The 15,321-nt window shown below is 65.6% G+C and carries 15 protein-coding genes; 14 read left to right on the top strand and 1 reads right to left on the bottom strand.

The annotated features are described in order from the left end of the window. Positions 1 to 5: 5 nt before the first annotated feature. The gene (locus TZ53_RS11090; RefSeq protein WP_044661307.1) at positions 6 to 806 is read right to left on the bottom strand and encodes an SDR family NAD(P)-dependent oxidoreductase; all 801 of its coding nucleotides are present in this window, start codon (positions 804 to 806) and stop codon (positions 6 to 8) included. 104 nt (positions 807 to 910) lie between these two features. Here TZ53_RS11090 and TZ53_RS11085 point away from each other — a divergent pair, with 104 nt between their 5' ends. From TZ53_RS11085 to TZ53_RS11020, 14 genes are all read left to right on the top strand, one after another. Continuing rightward, complete coding sequence (locus TZ53_RS11085; protein ID WP_044661306.1) at positions 911 to 1,573, top strand: TetR/AcrR family transcriptional regulator; 663 nt, start codon at positions 911 to 913, stop codon at positions 1,571 to 1,573. 232 nt (positions 1,574 to 1,805) lie between these two features. Beyond that, entirely contained in the window at positions 1,806 to 4,217 is a 2,412-nt protein-coding gene (locus TZ53_RS11080) for a xanthine dehydrogenase family protein molybdopterin-binding subunit (protein WP_044661305.1), read from the top strand. Then, a complete protein-coding gene (locus tag TZ53_RS25665; RefSeq protein ID WP_052628184.1) occupies positions 4,214 to 5,107 on the top strand; it encodes an FAD binding domain-containing protein in 894 nt (297 codons plus the stop codon). Before TZ53_RS11080 ends, TZ53_RS25665 begins: the two co-directional genes overlap by 4 nt. Next, positions 5,107 to 5,616, top strand: coding sequence for a (2Fe-2S)-binding protein (locus TZ53_RS11070; RefSeq protein WP_044661304.1), 510 nt, complete (start codon positions 5,107 to 5,109; stop codon positions 5,614 to 5,616). Before TZ53_RS25665 ends, TZ53_RS11070 begins: the two co-directional genes overlap by 1 nt. Before the next feature lie 14 nt (positions 5,617 to 5,630). Next, positions 5,631 to 6,293, top strand: coding sequence for an O-methyltransferase (locus tag TZ53_RS11065; protein ID WP_044661303.1), 663 nt, complete (start codon positions 5,631 to 5,633; stop codon positions 6,291 to 6,293). Positions 6,294 to 6,317: 24 nt separating this feature from the next. Beyond that, a complete protein-coding gene (locus tag TZ53_RS11060) occupies positions 6,318 to 7,130 on the top strand; it encodes an IclR family transcriptional regulator (protein ID WP_084694365.1) in 813 nt (270 codons plus the stop codon). Positions 7,131 to 7,304: 174 nt separating this feature from the next. Continuing rightward, the gene (locus TZ53_RS11055) at positions 7,305 to 8,465 is read left to right on the top strand and encodes a CaiB/BaiF CoA transferase family protein (protein ID WP_044661301.1); all 1,161 of its coding nucleotides are present in this window, start codon (positions 7,305 to 7,307) and stop codon (positions 8,463 to 8,465) included. Beyond that, positions 8,462 to 9,232, top strand: coding sequence for an enoyl-CoA hydratase/isomerase family protein (locus tag TZ53_RS11050; protein WP_044661300.1), 771 nt, complete (start codon positions 8,462 to 8,464; stop codon positions 9,230 to 9,232). The genes TZ53_RS11055 and TZ53_RS11050 overlap by 4 nt, the downstream gene beginning before the upstream one ends. Then, on the top strand, positions 9,229 to 10,392 hold the full coding sequence (locus TZ53_RS11045; protein ID WP_044661299.1) for an acyl-CoA dehydrogenase family protein: 1,164 nt from the start codon (positions 9,229 to 9,231) through the stop codon (positions 10,390 to 10,392). Before TZ53_RS11050 ends, TZ53_RS11045 begins: the two co-directional genes overlap by 4 nt. Before the next feature lie 118 nt (positions 10,393 to 10,510). Further along, positions 10,511 to 11,215 carry a TetR/AcrR family transcriptional regulator gene (locus tag TZ53_RS11040; RefSeq protein WP_052628183.1) on the top strand — a complete coding sequence of 235 codons (705 nt, stop codon included), beginning with the start codon at positions 10,511 to 10,513 and terminating at the stop codon, positions 11,213 to 11,215. After that, positions 11,212 to 11,775, top strand: coding sequence for a cupin domain-containing protein (locus TZ53_RS11035; protein WP_044661298.1), 564 nt, complete (start codon positions 11,212 to 11,214; stop codon positions 11,773 to 11,775). Before TZ53_RS11040 ends, TZ53_RS11035 begins: the two co-directional genes overlap by 4 nt. Before the next feature lie 89 nt (positions 11,776 to 11,864). Continuing rightward, positions 11,865 to 13,067: a thiolase family protein gene (locus TZ53_RS11030; RefSeq protein ID WP_044662987.1), complete on the top strand. Its 1,203-nt coding sequence runs from the start codon at positions 11,865 to 11,867 to the stop codon at positions 13,065 to 13,067. 48 nt (positions 13,068 to 13,115) lie between these two features. After that, on the top strand, positions 13,116 to 13,991 hold the full coding sequence (locus TZ53_RS11025) for a MaoC/PaaZ C-terminal domain-containing protein (RefSeq protein WP_044661297.1): 876 nt from the start codon (positions 13,116 to 13,118) through the stop codon (positions 13,989 to 13,991). A gap of 7 nt (positions 13,992 to 13,998) precedes the next feature. After that, positions 13,999 to 15,222 carry an MFS transporter gene (locus tag TZ53_RS11020; protein WP_044661296.1) on the top strand — a complete coding sequence of 408 codons (1,224 nt, stop codon included), beginning with the start codon at positions 13,999 to 14,001 and terminating at the stop codon, positions 15,220 to 15,222. Positions 15,223 to 15,321 lie beyond the last annotated feature (99 nt).

Here is a 15,321-nt window from a genome sequence, read left to right as displayed (position 1 = left end):
TCCCTTCAATATCTGATGACGCCCCGCGTGCCGCCGGCCAGTTCGAGCGACTCGCCGTTGACCACGGCCGACCCGGCAGAGACGAGGAAGGCGACGACCGTCGCGACCTCGTCGGGCGTGACGAAACGGCCCAGCACGCTGGTGGCGGCGAATTGCCGCTCGATCTCGGCTTCCGTCTTGCCCTGCGCGGCCGCCATCTTCGCGACCACGTCGCGCGACCGCTCGGTCAGGGTGGGACCGGGATGGATCGCATTCACCGTCACGCCGTCCGGACCCAGTTCGTCGGCCAGATTCTTGGTGAAGGCGCCCACCGCCGCGCAGCGGATGCTGCCCTCGGTCGATCCGGTGTGATGCACCGCCATGCCGCCGATATTGACGATCCGCCCCCATTTGCGGGCGACCATATGGGGCGCGACCTGGCGCGCCATCCGCAGATAGCCCATGACCTTGACGTTCAGGTCGGTCAGCACGTCGTCCGTATCGATCTGCGCCAACGGACGAAAGCCGCCACCGCCGCCCGGCAGCGAAGCGCCGTTGACCAGAATGTCGATGCGTCCGAAATCCCCGGCGATTGCGTCGACCACCGCCGAAACCCGTCCGTCGTCGCCCGTGTCACAGGCATAGGGCCGCACCGTCCTGCCCGTCTCGTCGGACAGGCAGGCGCACAGATCGGACGCCTCGTCCGCGTGACGCGACAGGATGGCGACGTCGCCGCCTTCGCGCGCGAGCATGGATGCGACGGCGAAGCCGATGCCCCGGCTTCCCCCTGTCACGATCGCCAGACGGTCCTTCAACCCTAATTCCATGTCCTCTCCTTGCCCCTTTTCCTGGACGACAACCTCATCTACCATTCACCCAAGGATGAATCGCTCAACAATTGATGAGTCATTGTTAGGATATGAGATTGTAGATGGCCAAAGTCAACGCAGTTCGCTCCACGTCGCGCGGCAGCGACACCGACAAGCGTCGACGCATCTTCGATGCCGCGGAACAGCTCTTTGCCCGCGACGGCTTCGCGGGAACCCCGCTCCGGTCCATCTCCACTGCGGCGGAAGTCGACCTGGCGCTCATCAACCATCATTTCGGGTCCAAGCAAAAGCTGTTCGAGGCGGTGATCGCCCGGCGGGCCGACATCGTCCACCGCGACCGGCTGGAGGCGCTGGAGGATTGCAGGACCAGAGCCAAGGGCGCGCCGCCGATCGAGGATTTGGTCGCCGCCTTTCTCCATCCGCTGTTCGGACGCGCGCAGTCCAGCCCGGAATGGCGGAACTATCTGCGCCTCGTCGCCCGGCTCAGCGTGGAAAAGGAATGGGTCGAAATGCTCGCGGCGCTCTACAATCCGACGGCAAAATATTTCATCAACGCGATGCGCATGGTCTACACCGAAGCGTCCGAGGAGAAATTATACTGGGCCTATCATTTCCTGCTGGGCAGCATGGTGTTCACAGGCGCAGATAGCGGCCGCATCGACAAATTGTCCGACGGGCTAGTGCAGTCGGGCAATTTCTCCACCGCCTATGACCATCTCGTCACCTTCACCAGCGCCGGCATACGGGCGATTCTGGAGGACTGACGACGGGCGCGGCACGGGCCGACTGCACGGATCCGCCCGCTCCCCATGCTCACGGACGGCACGGGTCGGAAGCCTTACTCATCAGATGTTGAATAATAATTCATCGTGATATAGACGGTTGCGGCGCGCGGCCCGTGACTTCGGTCGCCAACCGCCGCACCGGCCCGCCGCCTCCCCCGGCGACGGGTTCGTGAACGTACAACATAACATTCTGGTTATACGGGAGAATGTGATGCAAGCCGATACCGGCCACTCATCCTATGTCGGCAAGGCGGAACCCAACCGGCGGGGCGCCGCCCAGGTTTCCGGGCAGGTCAGATATGCTGACGACTATGTCTTTCCCGGCCAGCTGTACGCGCATTTCATCCGCAGCCCTCACGCGTCGGCCACGATCAGGTCGATAGACCTGTCCGGCGCGAAGCGGATTCACGGCGTCGTGCTGGCGATCGACGGAGAGGATGCGGCGCGGACCATGGACGCCATCCCGCATCCCTGCGACCCGGTGCTGGTCGGCGGCAAGCATGTCGCGCATCACTGCCTGGCGCGCGAGCATGTCGGCTATGAAGGACAGGCCGTCGCCGTCATCGTAGCCCAGGACAGGGACAGCGCGATCGAAGCGGCCGCCCGTGTCCAGATCGACTACAAGGTCCACAAGCCCGTCATCACGACGCAGGACGCCATGGCGCCCGACGCGCCGCGCGTCGTGCCCGGATGGGACGACAACATCCTGGTGGCCATGCCGATGGGAGACGGCGACTGCGCCCAGGCCTTCGAGGCGGCCGACCATGTGGTCCGGGGCAGCATCGACATCCACCGCTATTCGACCCAGCCGATCGAGACGCGCGTCTATAACGCCCTGTGGAACGGCGAGGACGAGATGGTCACGCTGTACAGCACGACCCAGTCTCCCCACAGCCTGCGCTATTTCCTGTCCAGGGCGTTGCGCATGGCGGAAAACCGCATACGCGTGATCGCGCCCCTCAATGGCGGCAGCTTCGGCCTGAAGATGCACATCCATCCTGAGGAGGTGCTGCTGTGCGAACTGGCGCGCCGGACGCGCAAGCCCGTCAAATGGGTCGAAACGCGCGAGGAATGCCTGATGTTCGGCAGCCGCGAACAGACCCACGATGTCGAGATGGCCTTTCGCAGCGACGGCCGCATCCTGGCCATTCGCGACCATGTCCGCGCGAATATCGGTGCGCCCGCGCCGAACCTGGGATGGTGCATGTGCTTGGTGACGGGCGTGACGATGCCCGGCCCCTATGCGGTCTCCAATCTGGACATGAACATCAGCGTCGCCGTGTCGAACAAGGCGCCGTGGAACTCCGCCCGCGGCTACGGCAAGGAAGCGGCAGCGGCGGCGCTCGAATATATGATGGACAAGGCCGCGCGCGAGCTGGACATCGATCCGGCCGAAATCAGGATGCGCAATTTCATCCCGTCCGACCAGTTTCCCATCAAGAGCCCGACGGGCGTCATCCTCGATTCCGGCGACTATGCGGGCGCGCTGACCAAGGCGCTGGATGCGGTACAGTATCGGGCGCTGCGCGAACGCCAGGCCCAGTTGCGCCGCGAGGGCCGCCATCTGGGGATCGGCATCGCCTATGAGGTGTGCCCGGAGGGGGGCACCATGCCGGGCACTCTGGCGATCGGCTACGACACCGCCACGGTGAAGATCGACGCCAGCGGGCATGTGACCGTCGCCACCGGCGTCACCGATCCGGGCACCGGCAACGCCACCGGCATCGCGCAGATGGTCGCCGACGAGATGGGCGTCCATATCGACCAGGTGCGCGTCGTTCAGGGGGACACGGAAACCACGCCCTTCGGCGCGGGCAATTACAGCAGCCGCAGCCTGGTGTTGGGCGGCGGCGCCGCCGTCATGGCCGCCGCCAAGGTGCGCGACATGCTGTCCCAGGTGGCCGCGCGCATGATGGACGTGCCGCAATCCGACCTGCGCATCGAGGACGGCATGTTCACCGCGCCGACCACCAACAGGAAGCTGTCGATCGGCGAGGTCAGTTGGGCCGCGCACACGCACAATAATGACGACATCGCTTCCTTCATCACGCCACCGCTCGAAGCCACCGGCACCTGCCGCTCGGCCTCGCTCAACCACAATCCCGACGAAAAGGGGCGGATGAACGGTTACGCGACATTTTCCAACGGCGCCTACATCGCCGTGGTGGAGGTCGATCCCGATACCGGCGCCGTCACCATGCTCGATTTCGCGACGGCCCATGATTGCGGGAAGGTGATCAATCCCCTTCTGGTCGAAGGCCAGATCAGCGGCGCCATCGCGATGGGTCTGGGCGGCATATTGAGCGAACAGCAACTCTATGGCGAGGGCGGGCGGCTGCTCACCCGATCCTTCGCCGACTATGTCATGCCGCGCGCGCTCGACATGCCACCGCTGCATATCCTGCATCATGACTGTCCCAGCCCGCATACGCCCCATGGCGCGAAGGGCGCGGGCGAATCCGGCGTGGGCGGCACCTTCTCCGCCATCTTCAACGCGGTGAACGACGCCCTGTCGCCGCTGGGCGCGGAAATCTGCGAATTTCCCGTAACCTCGGCGGCGGTCTGGAAAGCGATCGACGAGGCGCGGCGGGCATCCGACGCCACGAGGGGAGAAGCGGCATGATCGGCGTGCAATATGCCCGCCCGCGCAATGTGGAGGCGGCGACCGCCCTGCTGGCCAGCCTGGGTCCGGGCGCGTCCATCATCGCGGGCGGCCAGGAACTGATGCCCGAACTCAACTACAATGTGTTCGTGCCCAGCGTGCTGGTCGACATCAACGGGCTCAAGGAATTGAAGGGCATCGAGCCCGGCGAGGACGCGCTGTCCATCGGCGCGCTGTGCGCGCACCGGGACATCGAACGCGACCCCCATGTCAACCGGCACGCGCCGCTCCTGGCCCATGCGGTCGCGCAGATCGGCGGCGGCTGGCAGGTCCGGAACCGGGGCACGATCGGCGGCAACATCGTGTCCATGCACCCGCTGTACGACACGATCCCCGCCCTTCTCGCCATGGACGCCTCGCTCAGGATCGCGCGCGACGGGGCGGTGCGCGACCTGGGTGTGGGCGAACTGCTGCGCAGCACCGACCACGGCCTGGGCAGCGAAGCCATATTGACCCGCATCATCGTGCCGCACGCATCCCGCAATGCGAACTGGGGCTATTACAAGCTGAAGAACACGCATGGCGCCTATGCCTCCGCCACGGCGGCGGCGCTGGTCGAACTGGACGAGAGCGGCTGCCTGACCGACATCCGCGTCGTCGTGGGATCGGTGGAGGCGCTGCCCCGCGACATCAGCGCGGCCCTTGCCCCGCTGCATGGCGCGCCCGCCGACCGGGACATGCTGCTGCGCGTCGAGGACATCGCCCGCGGCTGCGTGCGCGAGCCGATTTCCGACCAGCGGGGCGACGGCGCATATCGCACGGCGATGGCCGGCGTCTGCGCGCGGCGCGCCGTCGAGCGGGCGATCGCCCTGTCGAAACAGCCGGAACACCAAGCGATGGGAGGCCTGTGATGTCTGACGCCGAGGAAATGTTCGAAGACGTCGTCCTGCTGCGCGGCCGGATCAATGGGACCTTATGCGAGGAACTGGTGCCGCCCGCCATGTCGCTGCTCACCTTCCTGCGCGAAGGCCAGGGGCTGACGGGCACGCATATGGGCTGCATGACCGGCCATTGCGGCGCCTGCACCGTGCTGATCGACGGCAAGGTCGCCAAATCCTGTCTGACGATGGCCGGCACGGTGGGCGGAACGAAGATCACCACGATCGAGGGGCTGGCCGACGCTGACGGTACGCTCAGCGTCATCCAGCAGGCATTTCGCGACGCGGGCTCGTTCCAGTGCGGCTTTTGCGCACCGGGAATGGTGCTGACCGCCGTCGAGCTTCTGGCGGAGAATGCGACCCCCGACGAGACCGAGATTCGCGAAGCCCTGTCGGGCAATCTGTGCCGCTGCACCGGCTACAGGAGCATCGTCGCCGGGATCAGGCTGGCGGCCGAGCGGCTGGCGGCGGAACGCGGCTGACGGCGGAGGCGGGCATGTCGATCCTGAACCAGGCACCCGTCGCCGCGCTGCTCGACCGGCTGTTCGAGGAAGCAGAGGCCGGCATGGCCCCCGTGCGGGAGGAATTTTCGCGCCTGTCGGGGGAAGAACAGGCCGCTCTCCTCGGCAGCCGCACGGGCTATGTCGACTTCTACCGGCGGATGAAGGATGTCGCCCTGCCCGTCTCCCGAGAGGACGGGACGCTGCTCTACATGCTCGCGCACGCGACGCGGGCGACGTCGATCGTGGAATTCGGCATGTCGTTCGGCATTTCGACGATCTACCTTGCCTCCGCCCTGCGCGACAATGGCGGCGGGCGGCTGATCACGAGCGAATTTGAACCGTCCAAGGTCGCGCGCGGCCGCGCCAACATCGACGCCGCCGGCCTGCTCGATCTGGTGGACATTCGCGAAGGGGATGCGCTCGACACGCTGGGGCGGGACCTGCCCGGGAGCATCGACCTTCTGTTCCTGGACGGGGCGAAGGGCTTGTATCTCGACATATTGGCTCTGGTCAGGGAGCGGCTGAGGCCAGGCGCGCTGATCGTCGCCGACAATGCCGACATGGCGTCGGCCTATGTCGATCACATCCGCTCGCAACCGTCGCGATATCTGTCCCTGCGCCTGGGCGAGGCCGAACTTTCCATCCACCTCCCTTAGGGAACGTTCCGACTGGGCAACGCCATGACAAAGCTTTCATCCTGGTCCGACATTCCGATGCTTCAGGATATCGGGGCATCACCCGAAGCCGTCAAATCGGCGGCGCGCACGTTGCGCATCATGGAATTTTTCGACGAGATACGTCGCCCGGCCAGGGCGAACGAGATATCGGGCCGTCTCAACTTCCCGCAATCCTCGACGGCCGCCCTGCTCAAGAGCTTGGTGAAACTGGGATATCTGGATTTCGAGGCGGCGACGAAAGCCTATCTTCCGTCCTTGCGGACCGCCGTTCTGGCGACGTGGCGGGACACGGGATATTTCCGGGACGGGTCGATACTCGATATGCTGGAGGATCTGGCGGCTGCCAGCGGACTGGCCGCCTGCCTCACGTCCCGCGCGGGCATCTTCGTACGCTATCTTCACGTCGTGCAGAACCGCAAGCCCGGCGACGTGCATATAGCCCTCAACGTGCGCCGCTACGCAGTTCGCAGCGCAGCAGGCATCGCTCTGCTCACGGACATTACCGACACCGACATCCGCATGTTGGTGCATCGCACGAAGGCTGAAGGCGATCCCGCGCTCGCCACCCTTTCGCTGGCTGAGGTGATGGAGCGGGTGAACACCGCCAGATCCGACGGACACTTCATTTCCAAGGGGCTGGTCCATGAAGACAATGGTGCGATCGGGATACCGTTGCCGCGCGACATCACCGGCGGATGGCAGCATATGGCCCTGTCGCTGGCAGGCCGGATCGGCCAGGTCGAATATCATAGCGCGGACACGGCCCGCGCCATGAAGAGAGCCGTCGCACAGCTCATCAACCGGCGCGCCCGATAAGCGGCGACCCAAGAAAACACATTTTTGTTATTTGGCCGCAACCCTGTTCACCACCATGGGCCTCGCCTAAAGCTTCGGCTGCATTTGGCAATGATATTCAGGCTTTAAACATGCCGAAAGGGCGAGGATAGTTTTGAACAACGCGATCTCGACATCTGGGAATTCGAGGCGGGCATGAGCGGCATATTGGATGGCGTTCGCATCATCGATCTCAGCACGGTCATCATGGGCCCCTATGCCAGCCGCATCCTGGCCGACCTGGGCGCCGACGTCATCAAGGTCGAAGCACCGTCGGGCGACAGCGTCCGCGCGCACCGTCCGCACCTGACCCCCACGATCAGCGGCATGTTCCTCAATCTCAACCGCAACAAACGCTCCATCGTGCTCGATCTCAAGAGCCGCCATGGTCAGCGGGCGCTGGAGCGCCTGCTCGAAACGGCCGATGTCATCCTGCACAATCTGCGTGCGCCCGTGATGAAGCGGCTGGGCTTCGATTATGACCGCTGCCGCGCGATCAAGCCCGACATCATCTATTGCGCCGCCTACGGTTTCGGGGCGGACGGCCCCTATGCGTCCAAGCCCGCCTATGACGACATGATCCAAGCCGGTTCCGGCTTTGCCGCGCTGTCGCAGGAACTGACGGGCGCCCCCGCCTATGCCCCATCGGTGATATGCGACAAGATCGTGGGACAGGCGACCGCGAACGCCATATTGGCCGGGCTGGTTCACAAATTCCGCACGAATGAGGGCCAGGCGATCGAAGTGCCGATGCTGGAAGTGTCGATCGACTTCAACCTTGTGGAGCATTTCGGCGGCGCGGCCTTCGTCCCGCCCCGGGGCAGGCCGGGCTACCCCCGGATCAGGAGCACCGAGCGGCGCCCCTTCGCGACGGCGGACGGATATTGCTGCATCCTGCCCTATTCGGACCGCAACTGGCAGGATTTCTTCGCCTTCACCGGGCGGGCCGACCTGATGGCGGACGAACGGTTCCGCACGCTGGAAACGCGCCAGGATCATTTCGGCGAACTCTATGCCGAGGTCCGCAAGGAAGCCCCGCGCTGGACGAATGCCGAATGGGTCGGCTTCTGCGAGTCCGCCGACATTCCCTGTATGCCGGTCATCGACCTTGAACATATCCATGACGACCCGCACGTCCGCGCCGTCCATCTGTTCGACACGGTCGAACATCCGGCGGGCGGGACCTATCGGGCGATACGATCGCCGGTAAACTATGGCGCGTCCTCGTTCGAAATCCGGCACCACGCGCCCGAGCTGGGCCAGCATACGCGGGAGATTCTGGCGGAGATCGGCTGCGACGAGGAGCCCGTGCCATGAGCGGCGACGCCCTGACCTTCCGCACGGACGGGCCGGTCGCCACCATCACCCTGTCCCGGCCGCCGCACAATTTCTTCGACGTAGCGATGATCACGCAGATCGCGGACCTGATCGAAGCGTGCGACAGGGACCCCGGCGTCCGGCTGTGCCTGCTCACATCGGACCAGAAGAATTTTTGCGCCGGCGCCGATTTTTCCGGCGGCAATCGCCCCGACCCAATGCCGATCTATCAGGCGGCCGCCCGGCTGATCGACCGCCGCAAGCCGCTGGTCGCCGTCGTTCACGGCGCGGCCATAGGGGGGGGCCTGGGACTGGCGCTGGCGGCCGATTTCCGCATCGGCGCCAGCGACTGCTGGTTCCAGGGCAATTTCGTTCGGATCGCGCTCTCGCCCGGCTTTGGGCTCAGTTACACGCTGCCCCGGCTGGTGGGGGCGCAGCGGGCGAGAGACCTTCTCCTCACCGGCCGCCGGGTCGACGCGCAGGAGGCGCTGGACATCGGCCTGATCGACCGGCTCGCGCCCAGAGAGGGGTTGCACGAGGCGACGGGGGCGTTCGCCGCCGAACTGGCGGAAAACGCCCCCGCCGCGATGGTCGCGACGCGAACGCTGCTGTCGAAGGATGCCGGGCGGGATTTCCGGGCCGCGGTGGAGGCGGAACTGGCGCACCAGCGCCTGCTGTTCGCCTCGCCCGATTTCGCGGAGGGCGTCGCCGCCTCGCGCGAGCGGCGCACGCCGCATTTTTCAGCTTTTCCGGGGGAGCCCCAATGAATTTCGAACTGAGCGAGGAATATCGGCAGATCGTGGACCTGGTCGAACGGTTCGTCGCGGACGAGCTGATGCCGCTGGAGGCAGGGATATTGGAAAAGGAGGCGCGCGGGGAGGAATGTATCCTGGCGGCCGACGATCTGGCGCGCATCGACGCCCGCGCGAAGGAACTGGGCCTGTGGGGCATGGACGCCCCGGTCGAACTGGGCGGCTCCGACCTGCCCCACACGGTGATCGCCGCGACCAACATGGCATTGAGCAGGACCGTCGTCCCCTACACCTTTCCGCCCGATTCCCCGAACCTGCGGATGATGATGGCGGCGGCCGACGCCGATCAGCAGGCCCGCTATCTCGCCCCCTATGTCGAGGGCAAGACGATATCCGCCATCGGCATATCCGAACCGGATGCCGGGTCCGACCCGCGCCGGATGCGGACGCGGGCGGTGCGGACGGAAGCCGGCTGGCGCATCAACGGGACGAAGATTTGGATCAGCAAGGCGAACAAGGCGGATTTCACGATCCTGATGGCGCTGACATCGTCGCCCGACGACGGCAGGCCCGCCATCTCCGCCTTCCTGGTCGACCAGGACCTGCCCGGCATCGCCGTGAGCAGCCCCATCCGGATGATCGGCGGAACCTACACCTATGAAGTGATCTATGAGGATGTGGATGTTCCCGAAAGCGCCTTGCTGGGCGTCGAGGGTCAGGGGTTCGGCCCCATGCAGACGCGCCTCGCCACCCGCAGGCTGGAAATCGCCAGCTGGTGCATCGGCATCGCCGAACGCGCGCTGGACATGATGCTCGCCCATGTGAAGGAGCGCGTGACATTCGGCCAGCGGCTGGCCGACAGGCAGGCGGTCCAGTGGTGGATCGCCAATGCCGCCGCCGGCATCCGTTCCTGCCGATTGCTCACCTTCGACATCGCCTGGCGCCTCGACCAGGGGGAGGATGTCAGCACGCTCGTGTCGATGATCAAATATCAGGCGACCGACATGGCCACCCAGGTGGTCGACGACGCCATGCAGGCGTTCGGCGCGATGGGCGCGAGCAAGGAGATGCCGTTGCACCTGATGGCGGCCAAGGTGCGGCTCATGCGCATCTATGACGGCCCCAGCGAGATTCACCGCTGGGTCGTGGCGCGCGATCTGCTGCGCGCCTCCTGATCGCCCCGCCCCTGCCCCGCCGCCCCGCGACGCTCCCCTCTGCCGAACCGGATAACTGGACATTCAAATGTATATCTGGTCAACATTTGATGAGCCATTACTGGGGGCAGGAGTTCAAATGGCGAGGATGCGATCGGAAACGGCGCAAGAGGGACAGGATACGGAGCGCAAGATACGCATTCTGGATTCGGCGGAAAAGCTGTTCGCCGCCACGGGTTTCAACGACACGTCGCTGCGGTCGATCGCCCGGTCGGCCCAGGTGGACCTGGCCCTGATCGGCCATCATTTCGGGTCGAAGGTCAACCTGTTCAATGCCGTGCTCGCGCGGCGGGCGGACCTGGTGCATCACGACAGGCTCGAAACGCTCGAACATTGCCGCAGCCGGGCGAAGGGCGCGCCACCGATCGAAGAGCTAGTCCAGGCTTTCTTCGAACCGCTGTTCGCGCGCGCCATACGCGATCAGGACTGGCGGAACTATCTCAAGCTGGTCGCGAAACTGTCCGTCCAGCGCGAATGGGCCGGCGCCCTGGGCAGGCTCTACAATCCGACGGCCAAATATTTCGTGAATGCGATGCGCATGACCTACCCCCAGTCCACCGACGAGCGGCTCTACTGGGCGTATCAATTTCTGCTCGGCGGCATGGTCTATACCGGCGCCGACTGCGGCCGGATCAACGGCCTGTCGGGCCAGATCGTGCGATCGGACGATTTCGAGACCGCCTATCGCAACCTCATCGTCTTCGTCAGCGCGGGCGTCCACGCGATATTGAGGCAATCCGATTTTTCCATCGACAGCAGAAAAGACAAGGAGATATCCCGATGAAAGCGCCGCCCCGTCGCATCGTCACCGGCCATGATGCCGCAGGCAAGGCGGTGGTCGTGTTCGACGACCATTGCCCCCATTACGCCACCTCGCCCGTGCAGGAGGAATTGCGGTCCTACGAGGTCTGGGAAACGCAGGGTATGCCCGTTCCCATCAACAGCAGCGACAAGGATCCGATGGACCGCCCGCATCAGATGCAGCCGGTCGCCAACGGATGCCGCATCCGCATAGCCGACATCCCGCCCGACATCCCCGAACTGTCGCAGCCTGACAAGATCGCCACCTATTTCAGCGCGCTGGGCACGCCCGACGCGACGACGGCCCTTGAAAAGAGCCAGCCCCACCCGCTGATGCACCGGACCGAAACCGTCGATTATGGCGTCGTCATCGAAGGAGAGATCGTCCTGGTCCTGGACGATTCCGAAGTCACCCTGCGGCCGGGGGACGTGTGCGTCCAGCGCGGCACCAACCATGCCTGGAGCAACCGCACCGACCAGGTGGCGCGGATCGCGTTCATCCTGATCGACGGCACCTATGAAGGCGCGCTTCAGGCGAAGTGACGCCGCGGCCGCGCGCGGCGAGCGGGACGATGCGCCCGCTCGCCATGCCGCCCCGCCCCCAGATCCCCCATCGCGATGAAAGGCCAGCCGTGCGCGAAGCAGTAATCCTATCCACGGCCCGAACCCCCGTGGGCCGCGCCTATAAGGGTGCGTTCAACGACACGGAGGCGCCGCTGCTCGCGGCCCATGTCATGAAGGCGGCGGTGGAGCGCAGCGGCGTCGACCCCGAGCGCATCGGCGACATATTTTTCGGCGCCGCCAGCCAGTGGGGCACACAGTCCTACAATATCGGGCGCATGGCGACCTTCGCCGCCGGCCTGCCGCAAAGCGTCTCCGCCTTCACGCTGGACCGCAAATGCGGGTCCGGGCTCACCACCCTGGCGCTGGCGGCGCGATCCATCCAGTGCGACGAAATGGATTTTGCCTTGTCCGGGGGCGTCGAATCCATCTCGCTCACCCTGAACGAGCACAGGCCGACCTATCGTTCGGAATCACAGGCCGTGATCGCCGCCGAGCCCGACGCCTATATGGCGATGATCGAGACGGCGGAGATCGTCGCCGAACGCTACGGCGTCAGCCGGGACGCGCAGGATCATTATGCCGCGCTCAGTCATCAGCGCGCCGCCGCCGCGATGCAGGCGGGCCGCCTTTCCGAGGAGATCGTCCCGATCGCCGTCGAACGGCGCGTCGCCGGACCCGATCGGAGCGAAATGATCAAAGAGCATGTCCTTCTGGCCGAGGATGAGGGGGTGCGTCCCGAAACGACCCAGGAACGCCTGTCCCAGCTCAAGCCCGTCTGGCAGGGCGGCGGACGGGTGAAGGAAGGCCGCTTCATCACCGCCGGCAACGCCAGCCAGCTTTCGGACGGCGCGTCGGCCCAGATGCTGGCCGACCGCGCCACCGCCGAGCGGGAAGGTCTGCCCATCCTGGGCATATATCGGGGATTTCAGACGGCAGGATGCGGCCCGGACGAAATGGGCATAGGGCCGGTCTTCGCCATTCCCAAACTGCTCGACCGCGCGGGGTTGCGCGTCGAGGATATCGGCCTGTGGGAAATCAACGAAGCCTTCGCGTCCCAGCTGCTCTACTGTCGCGACCGGCTGGGGATCGACGATGACCGGCTCAACGTCGACGGCGGCGCGATCGCCATGGGTCATCCCTTCGCGATGACCGGCAGCCGGCTGGTCGGTCATGCTCTTCTGGAAGGGCGGCGCAGGGGCGTGCGCTATGCCGTCGTGTCGATGTGCATCGCGGGCGGCATGGGCGCGGCGGGCCTGTTCGAACTTCCCTGACGCAAGGCGCCCCAGCCCACATGCATCCCTCATCATGAAAGGCAGACCATGCCACTGGACCCGGAAAAGCTGCTAGCATTCGACATACCCAAGGGGCGGCAGACGCTGAGCCCGCGCGACGTGGCCCTCTATGCCCTGTCGATCGGCATGGGGCGCGATCCCGTGGATGAAGACGAACTGACCTTCATCGACGTGAACCGTCCGATGAAGATCGTCCCCAGCATGGCCTTCGTCCTGGCCCATCCCGGTTTCTGGTTCGCCAATCCCGCGACCAGCCTGGATGCGTCGGGCGTGCTGCACGCCGACCAGAGCCTGGAACTGCTTGCCCCGATCGCGGTCGACGCGACGGTCGCGAGCAGCACCAGGATCGTCGATCTGATCGACAAGGGTCCGGGCAAGGCTGCGCTGATGCGCACCGAAACGATGCTGCGCGACGATCGCGGCCAGGCCCTGGCCCGGCTGCTGCGCACCGTCTATCTGCGCGGCGCCGGGGGGTTCGGCGGTAAGAGCGAACAGGCCCCGCCCGCGACCGCAGCGCCCGACGGCCCGCCCGACCATGTGGTAGACCTGGCCACGCGACCCGATCAGGCCCTGCTCTACCGGCTGAACGGCGACCTCAACCCGCTCCACGCCGATCCCGCTTTCGCGAAAAAGGCGGGGTTCGAACGCCCCATCCTGCATGGATTGTGCACGGCGGGCATCGTCTGCCGCGCGCTGTTGCAGGCGGTGCTCGGCTATGATGACGCCGCGCTGCACCGCTTCCATGTGCGCTTCGCCGGCGTTGTGCTGCCGGGCGAAACCATCCGGACCGAAATCTGGAACAGCGGCCATTTCCGGGCGATCGCGGTCGAGCGCGATGCCGTGGTGATCGACAACGGCCATTTCACGCTGAAGGGGGCAGGCCCGGTATCCGGTCCTGAATGACGCAATCATGACAGACCCGGCAAGCGATCGGCACGCGCCCGAAATCCGACGAAATTGGCGGATATTGTCGGCGGTCACGATCGGCAGCGCCTTCAGCGCGGTGTCGCTGCTGACGGCGAGCTTTGGCACCTTCATCATCCCCCTGTCGCGCGAGTTTGGCTGGACCAGGGGAGAGATCGGCCTGGCCCTGCTGTTCATGACGGGAGTCCAGGCGCTCGTATCGCCGCCGCTGGGAACCTTGCTGGACCGATACGGCACACGCCGCCTCGTTCTGCTCTCTATCCCCTTCCTCGCCTGCGCCCTTATCGCCCTGTCCCTGACACCGGGATCGCCGGCCTATTTCTATTCTTGCTTCGTCTTGGCCGTCGTCGTCGGCGGCGGGACCGCGCCGGTCAGCTATTCGCGCGCCGTCAACCAGACATTTTCGGCCAGGCGGGGCATGGCGCTCGGCATCATGTTCTCGGGCATGGGCTTTGCGGCGGCGCTGCTCCCCATCCTGTCGACCGCCGTCATCCAGGGTGTGGGGTGGCGATGGTCCTATGCCATGCTCGCTTTGCTGGCGTTGGCGGCCTTTCCCATCGCCTGGCTCGGCTTCCCCCGAACGCCGGGCGGGACTGCCAGCGCTCCGGCGCAGGGCCGATCCGGCACCTCCTACGCCTTCCTGCGCAGCCCGACATTCTGGACCATCGCCCTCGCCTGCTCCCTGGCCTCGTTCGCGAGCTATGGCCTGCTCGTCAGCCTGATCCCGATGCTGATCGACACCGGCCTCACCGCCGCCGATGCGGCGGGCTATGCGGCGCTGGTGGGCATGTCGAGCGCCGGCGCGCGGCTCCTGGTTGGTTTCCTGCTCGATCGGCTCTATGCGCCCTACATCGCCGCGACCATATTGCTGTGCAGCGCCGCGGGTTGCGTCCTTTTCCTGTCGCTGGGCCTGCCTGCCGCGCCGGTGCTGGCGGTGCTGATCGGCCTGTCCTTCGGCATGGAGGTCGACCTCGTTTCCTTCCTGGTGGCGCGCTATTTCGGGCTTCGCCAATATGGGCTCATCTACGGGATCATGTATTCGGGCTTTTCCGCGTCCGCCGCGTTCGGCCCCGCCGTCGCCGGTTTCATCTTCGACGCGACCCGTTCCTACGACATCGCCCTGGTCGGCGGCGCGGTCCTGATGGTGCTGGCCACCTTCGTGTTCCTCTGCCTGCCCCAATATCCCGTCCGGGATCAGGCACCCGCCTGAACGGGTGCGACCGACCGTCCGCGACGGGCTCCGTCCCGATCGCGGACAGCAAAAAGGGGAGCAGGACGACCCTGCTCCCCCATCACGGTCGGGCCATCC

The sequence above is a fragment of the Sphingobium sp. YBL2 genome, from assembly GCF_000943805.1.
Classification (GTDB): Bacteria; Pseudomonadota; Alphaproteobacteria; order Sphingomonadales; family Sphingomonadaceae; genus Sphingobium; species Sphingobium fuliginis.
Note: the sequence above shows the minus strand (reverse complement) of the source record. Positions and strands in the feature narration are given on the sequence as shown.

Excerpts from the sequence above, each read along its gene's own strand:
- TZ53_RS11090 (WP_044661307.1), bottom strand. The coding sequence starts at position 806 with ATGGAATTAGGGTTGAAGGACCGTCTGGCGATCGTGACAGGGGGAAGC.
- TZ53_RS11085 (WP_044661306.1), top strand. The coding sequence starts at position 911 with ATGGCCAAAGTCAACGCAGTTCGCTCCACGTCGCGCGGCAGCGACACC.
- TZ53_RS11080 (WP_044661305.1), top strand. The coding sequence starts at position 1,806 with ATGCAAGCCGATACCGGCCACTCATCCTATGTCGGCAAGGCGGAACCC.
- TZ53_RS25665 (WP_052628184.1), top strand. The coding sequence starts at position 4,214 with ATGATCGGCGTGCAATATGCCCGCCCGCGCAATGTGGAGGCGGCGACC.
- TZ53_RS11070 (WP_044661304.1), top strand. The coding sequence starts at position 5,107 with ATGTCTGACGCCGAGGAAATGTTCGAAGACGTCGTCCTGCTGCGCGGC.
- TZ53_RS11065 (WP_044661303.1), top strand. The coding sequence starts at position 5,631 with ATGTCGATCCTGAACCAGGCACCCGTCGCCGCGCTGCTCGACCGGCTG.
- TZ53_RS11060 (WP_084694365.1), top strand. The coding sequence starts at position 6,318 with ATGACAAAGCTTTCATCCTGGTCCGACATTCCGATGCTTCAGGATATC.
- TZ53_RS11055 (WP_044661301.1), top strand. The coding sequence starts at position 7,305 with ATGAGCGGCATATTGGATGGCGTTCGCATCATCGATCTCAGCACGGTC.
- TZ53_RS11050 (WP_044661300.1), top strand. The coding sequence starts at position 8,462 with ATGAGCGGCGACGCCCTGACCTTCCGCACGGACGGGCCGGTCGCCACC.
- TZ53_RS11045 (WP_044661299.1), top strand. The coding sequence starts at position 9,229 with ATGAATTTCGAACTGAGCGAGGAATATCGGCAGATCGTGGACCTGGTC.
- TZ53_RS11040 (WP_052628183.1), top strand. The coding sequence starts at position 10,511 with ATGGCGAGGATGCGATCGGAAACGGCGCAAGAGGGACAGGATACGGAG.
- TZ53_RS11035 (WP_044661298.1), top strand. The coding sequence starts at position 11,212 with ATGAAAGCGCCGCCCCGTCGCATCGTCACCGGCCATGATGCCGCAGGC.
- TZ53_RS11025 (WP_044661297.1), top strand. The coding sequence starts at position 13,116 with ATGCCACTGGACCCGGAAAAGCTGCTAGCATTCGACATACCCAAGGGG.
- TZ53_RS11020 (WP_044661296.1), top strand. The coding sequence starts at position 13,999 with ATGACAGACCCGGCAAGCGATCGGCACGCGCCCGAAATCCGACGAAAT.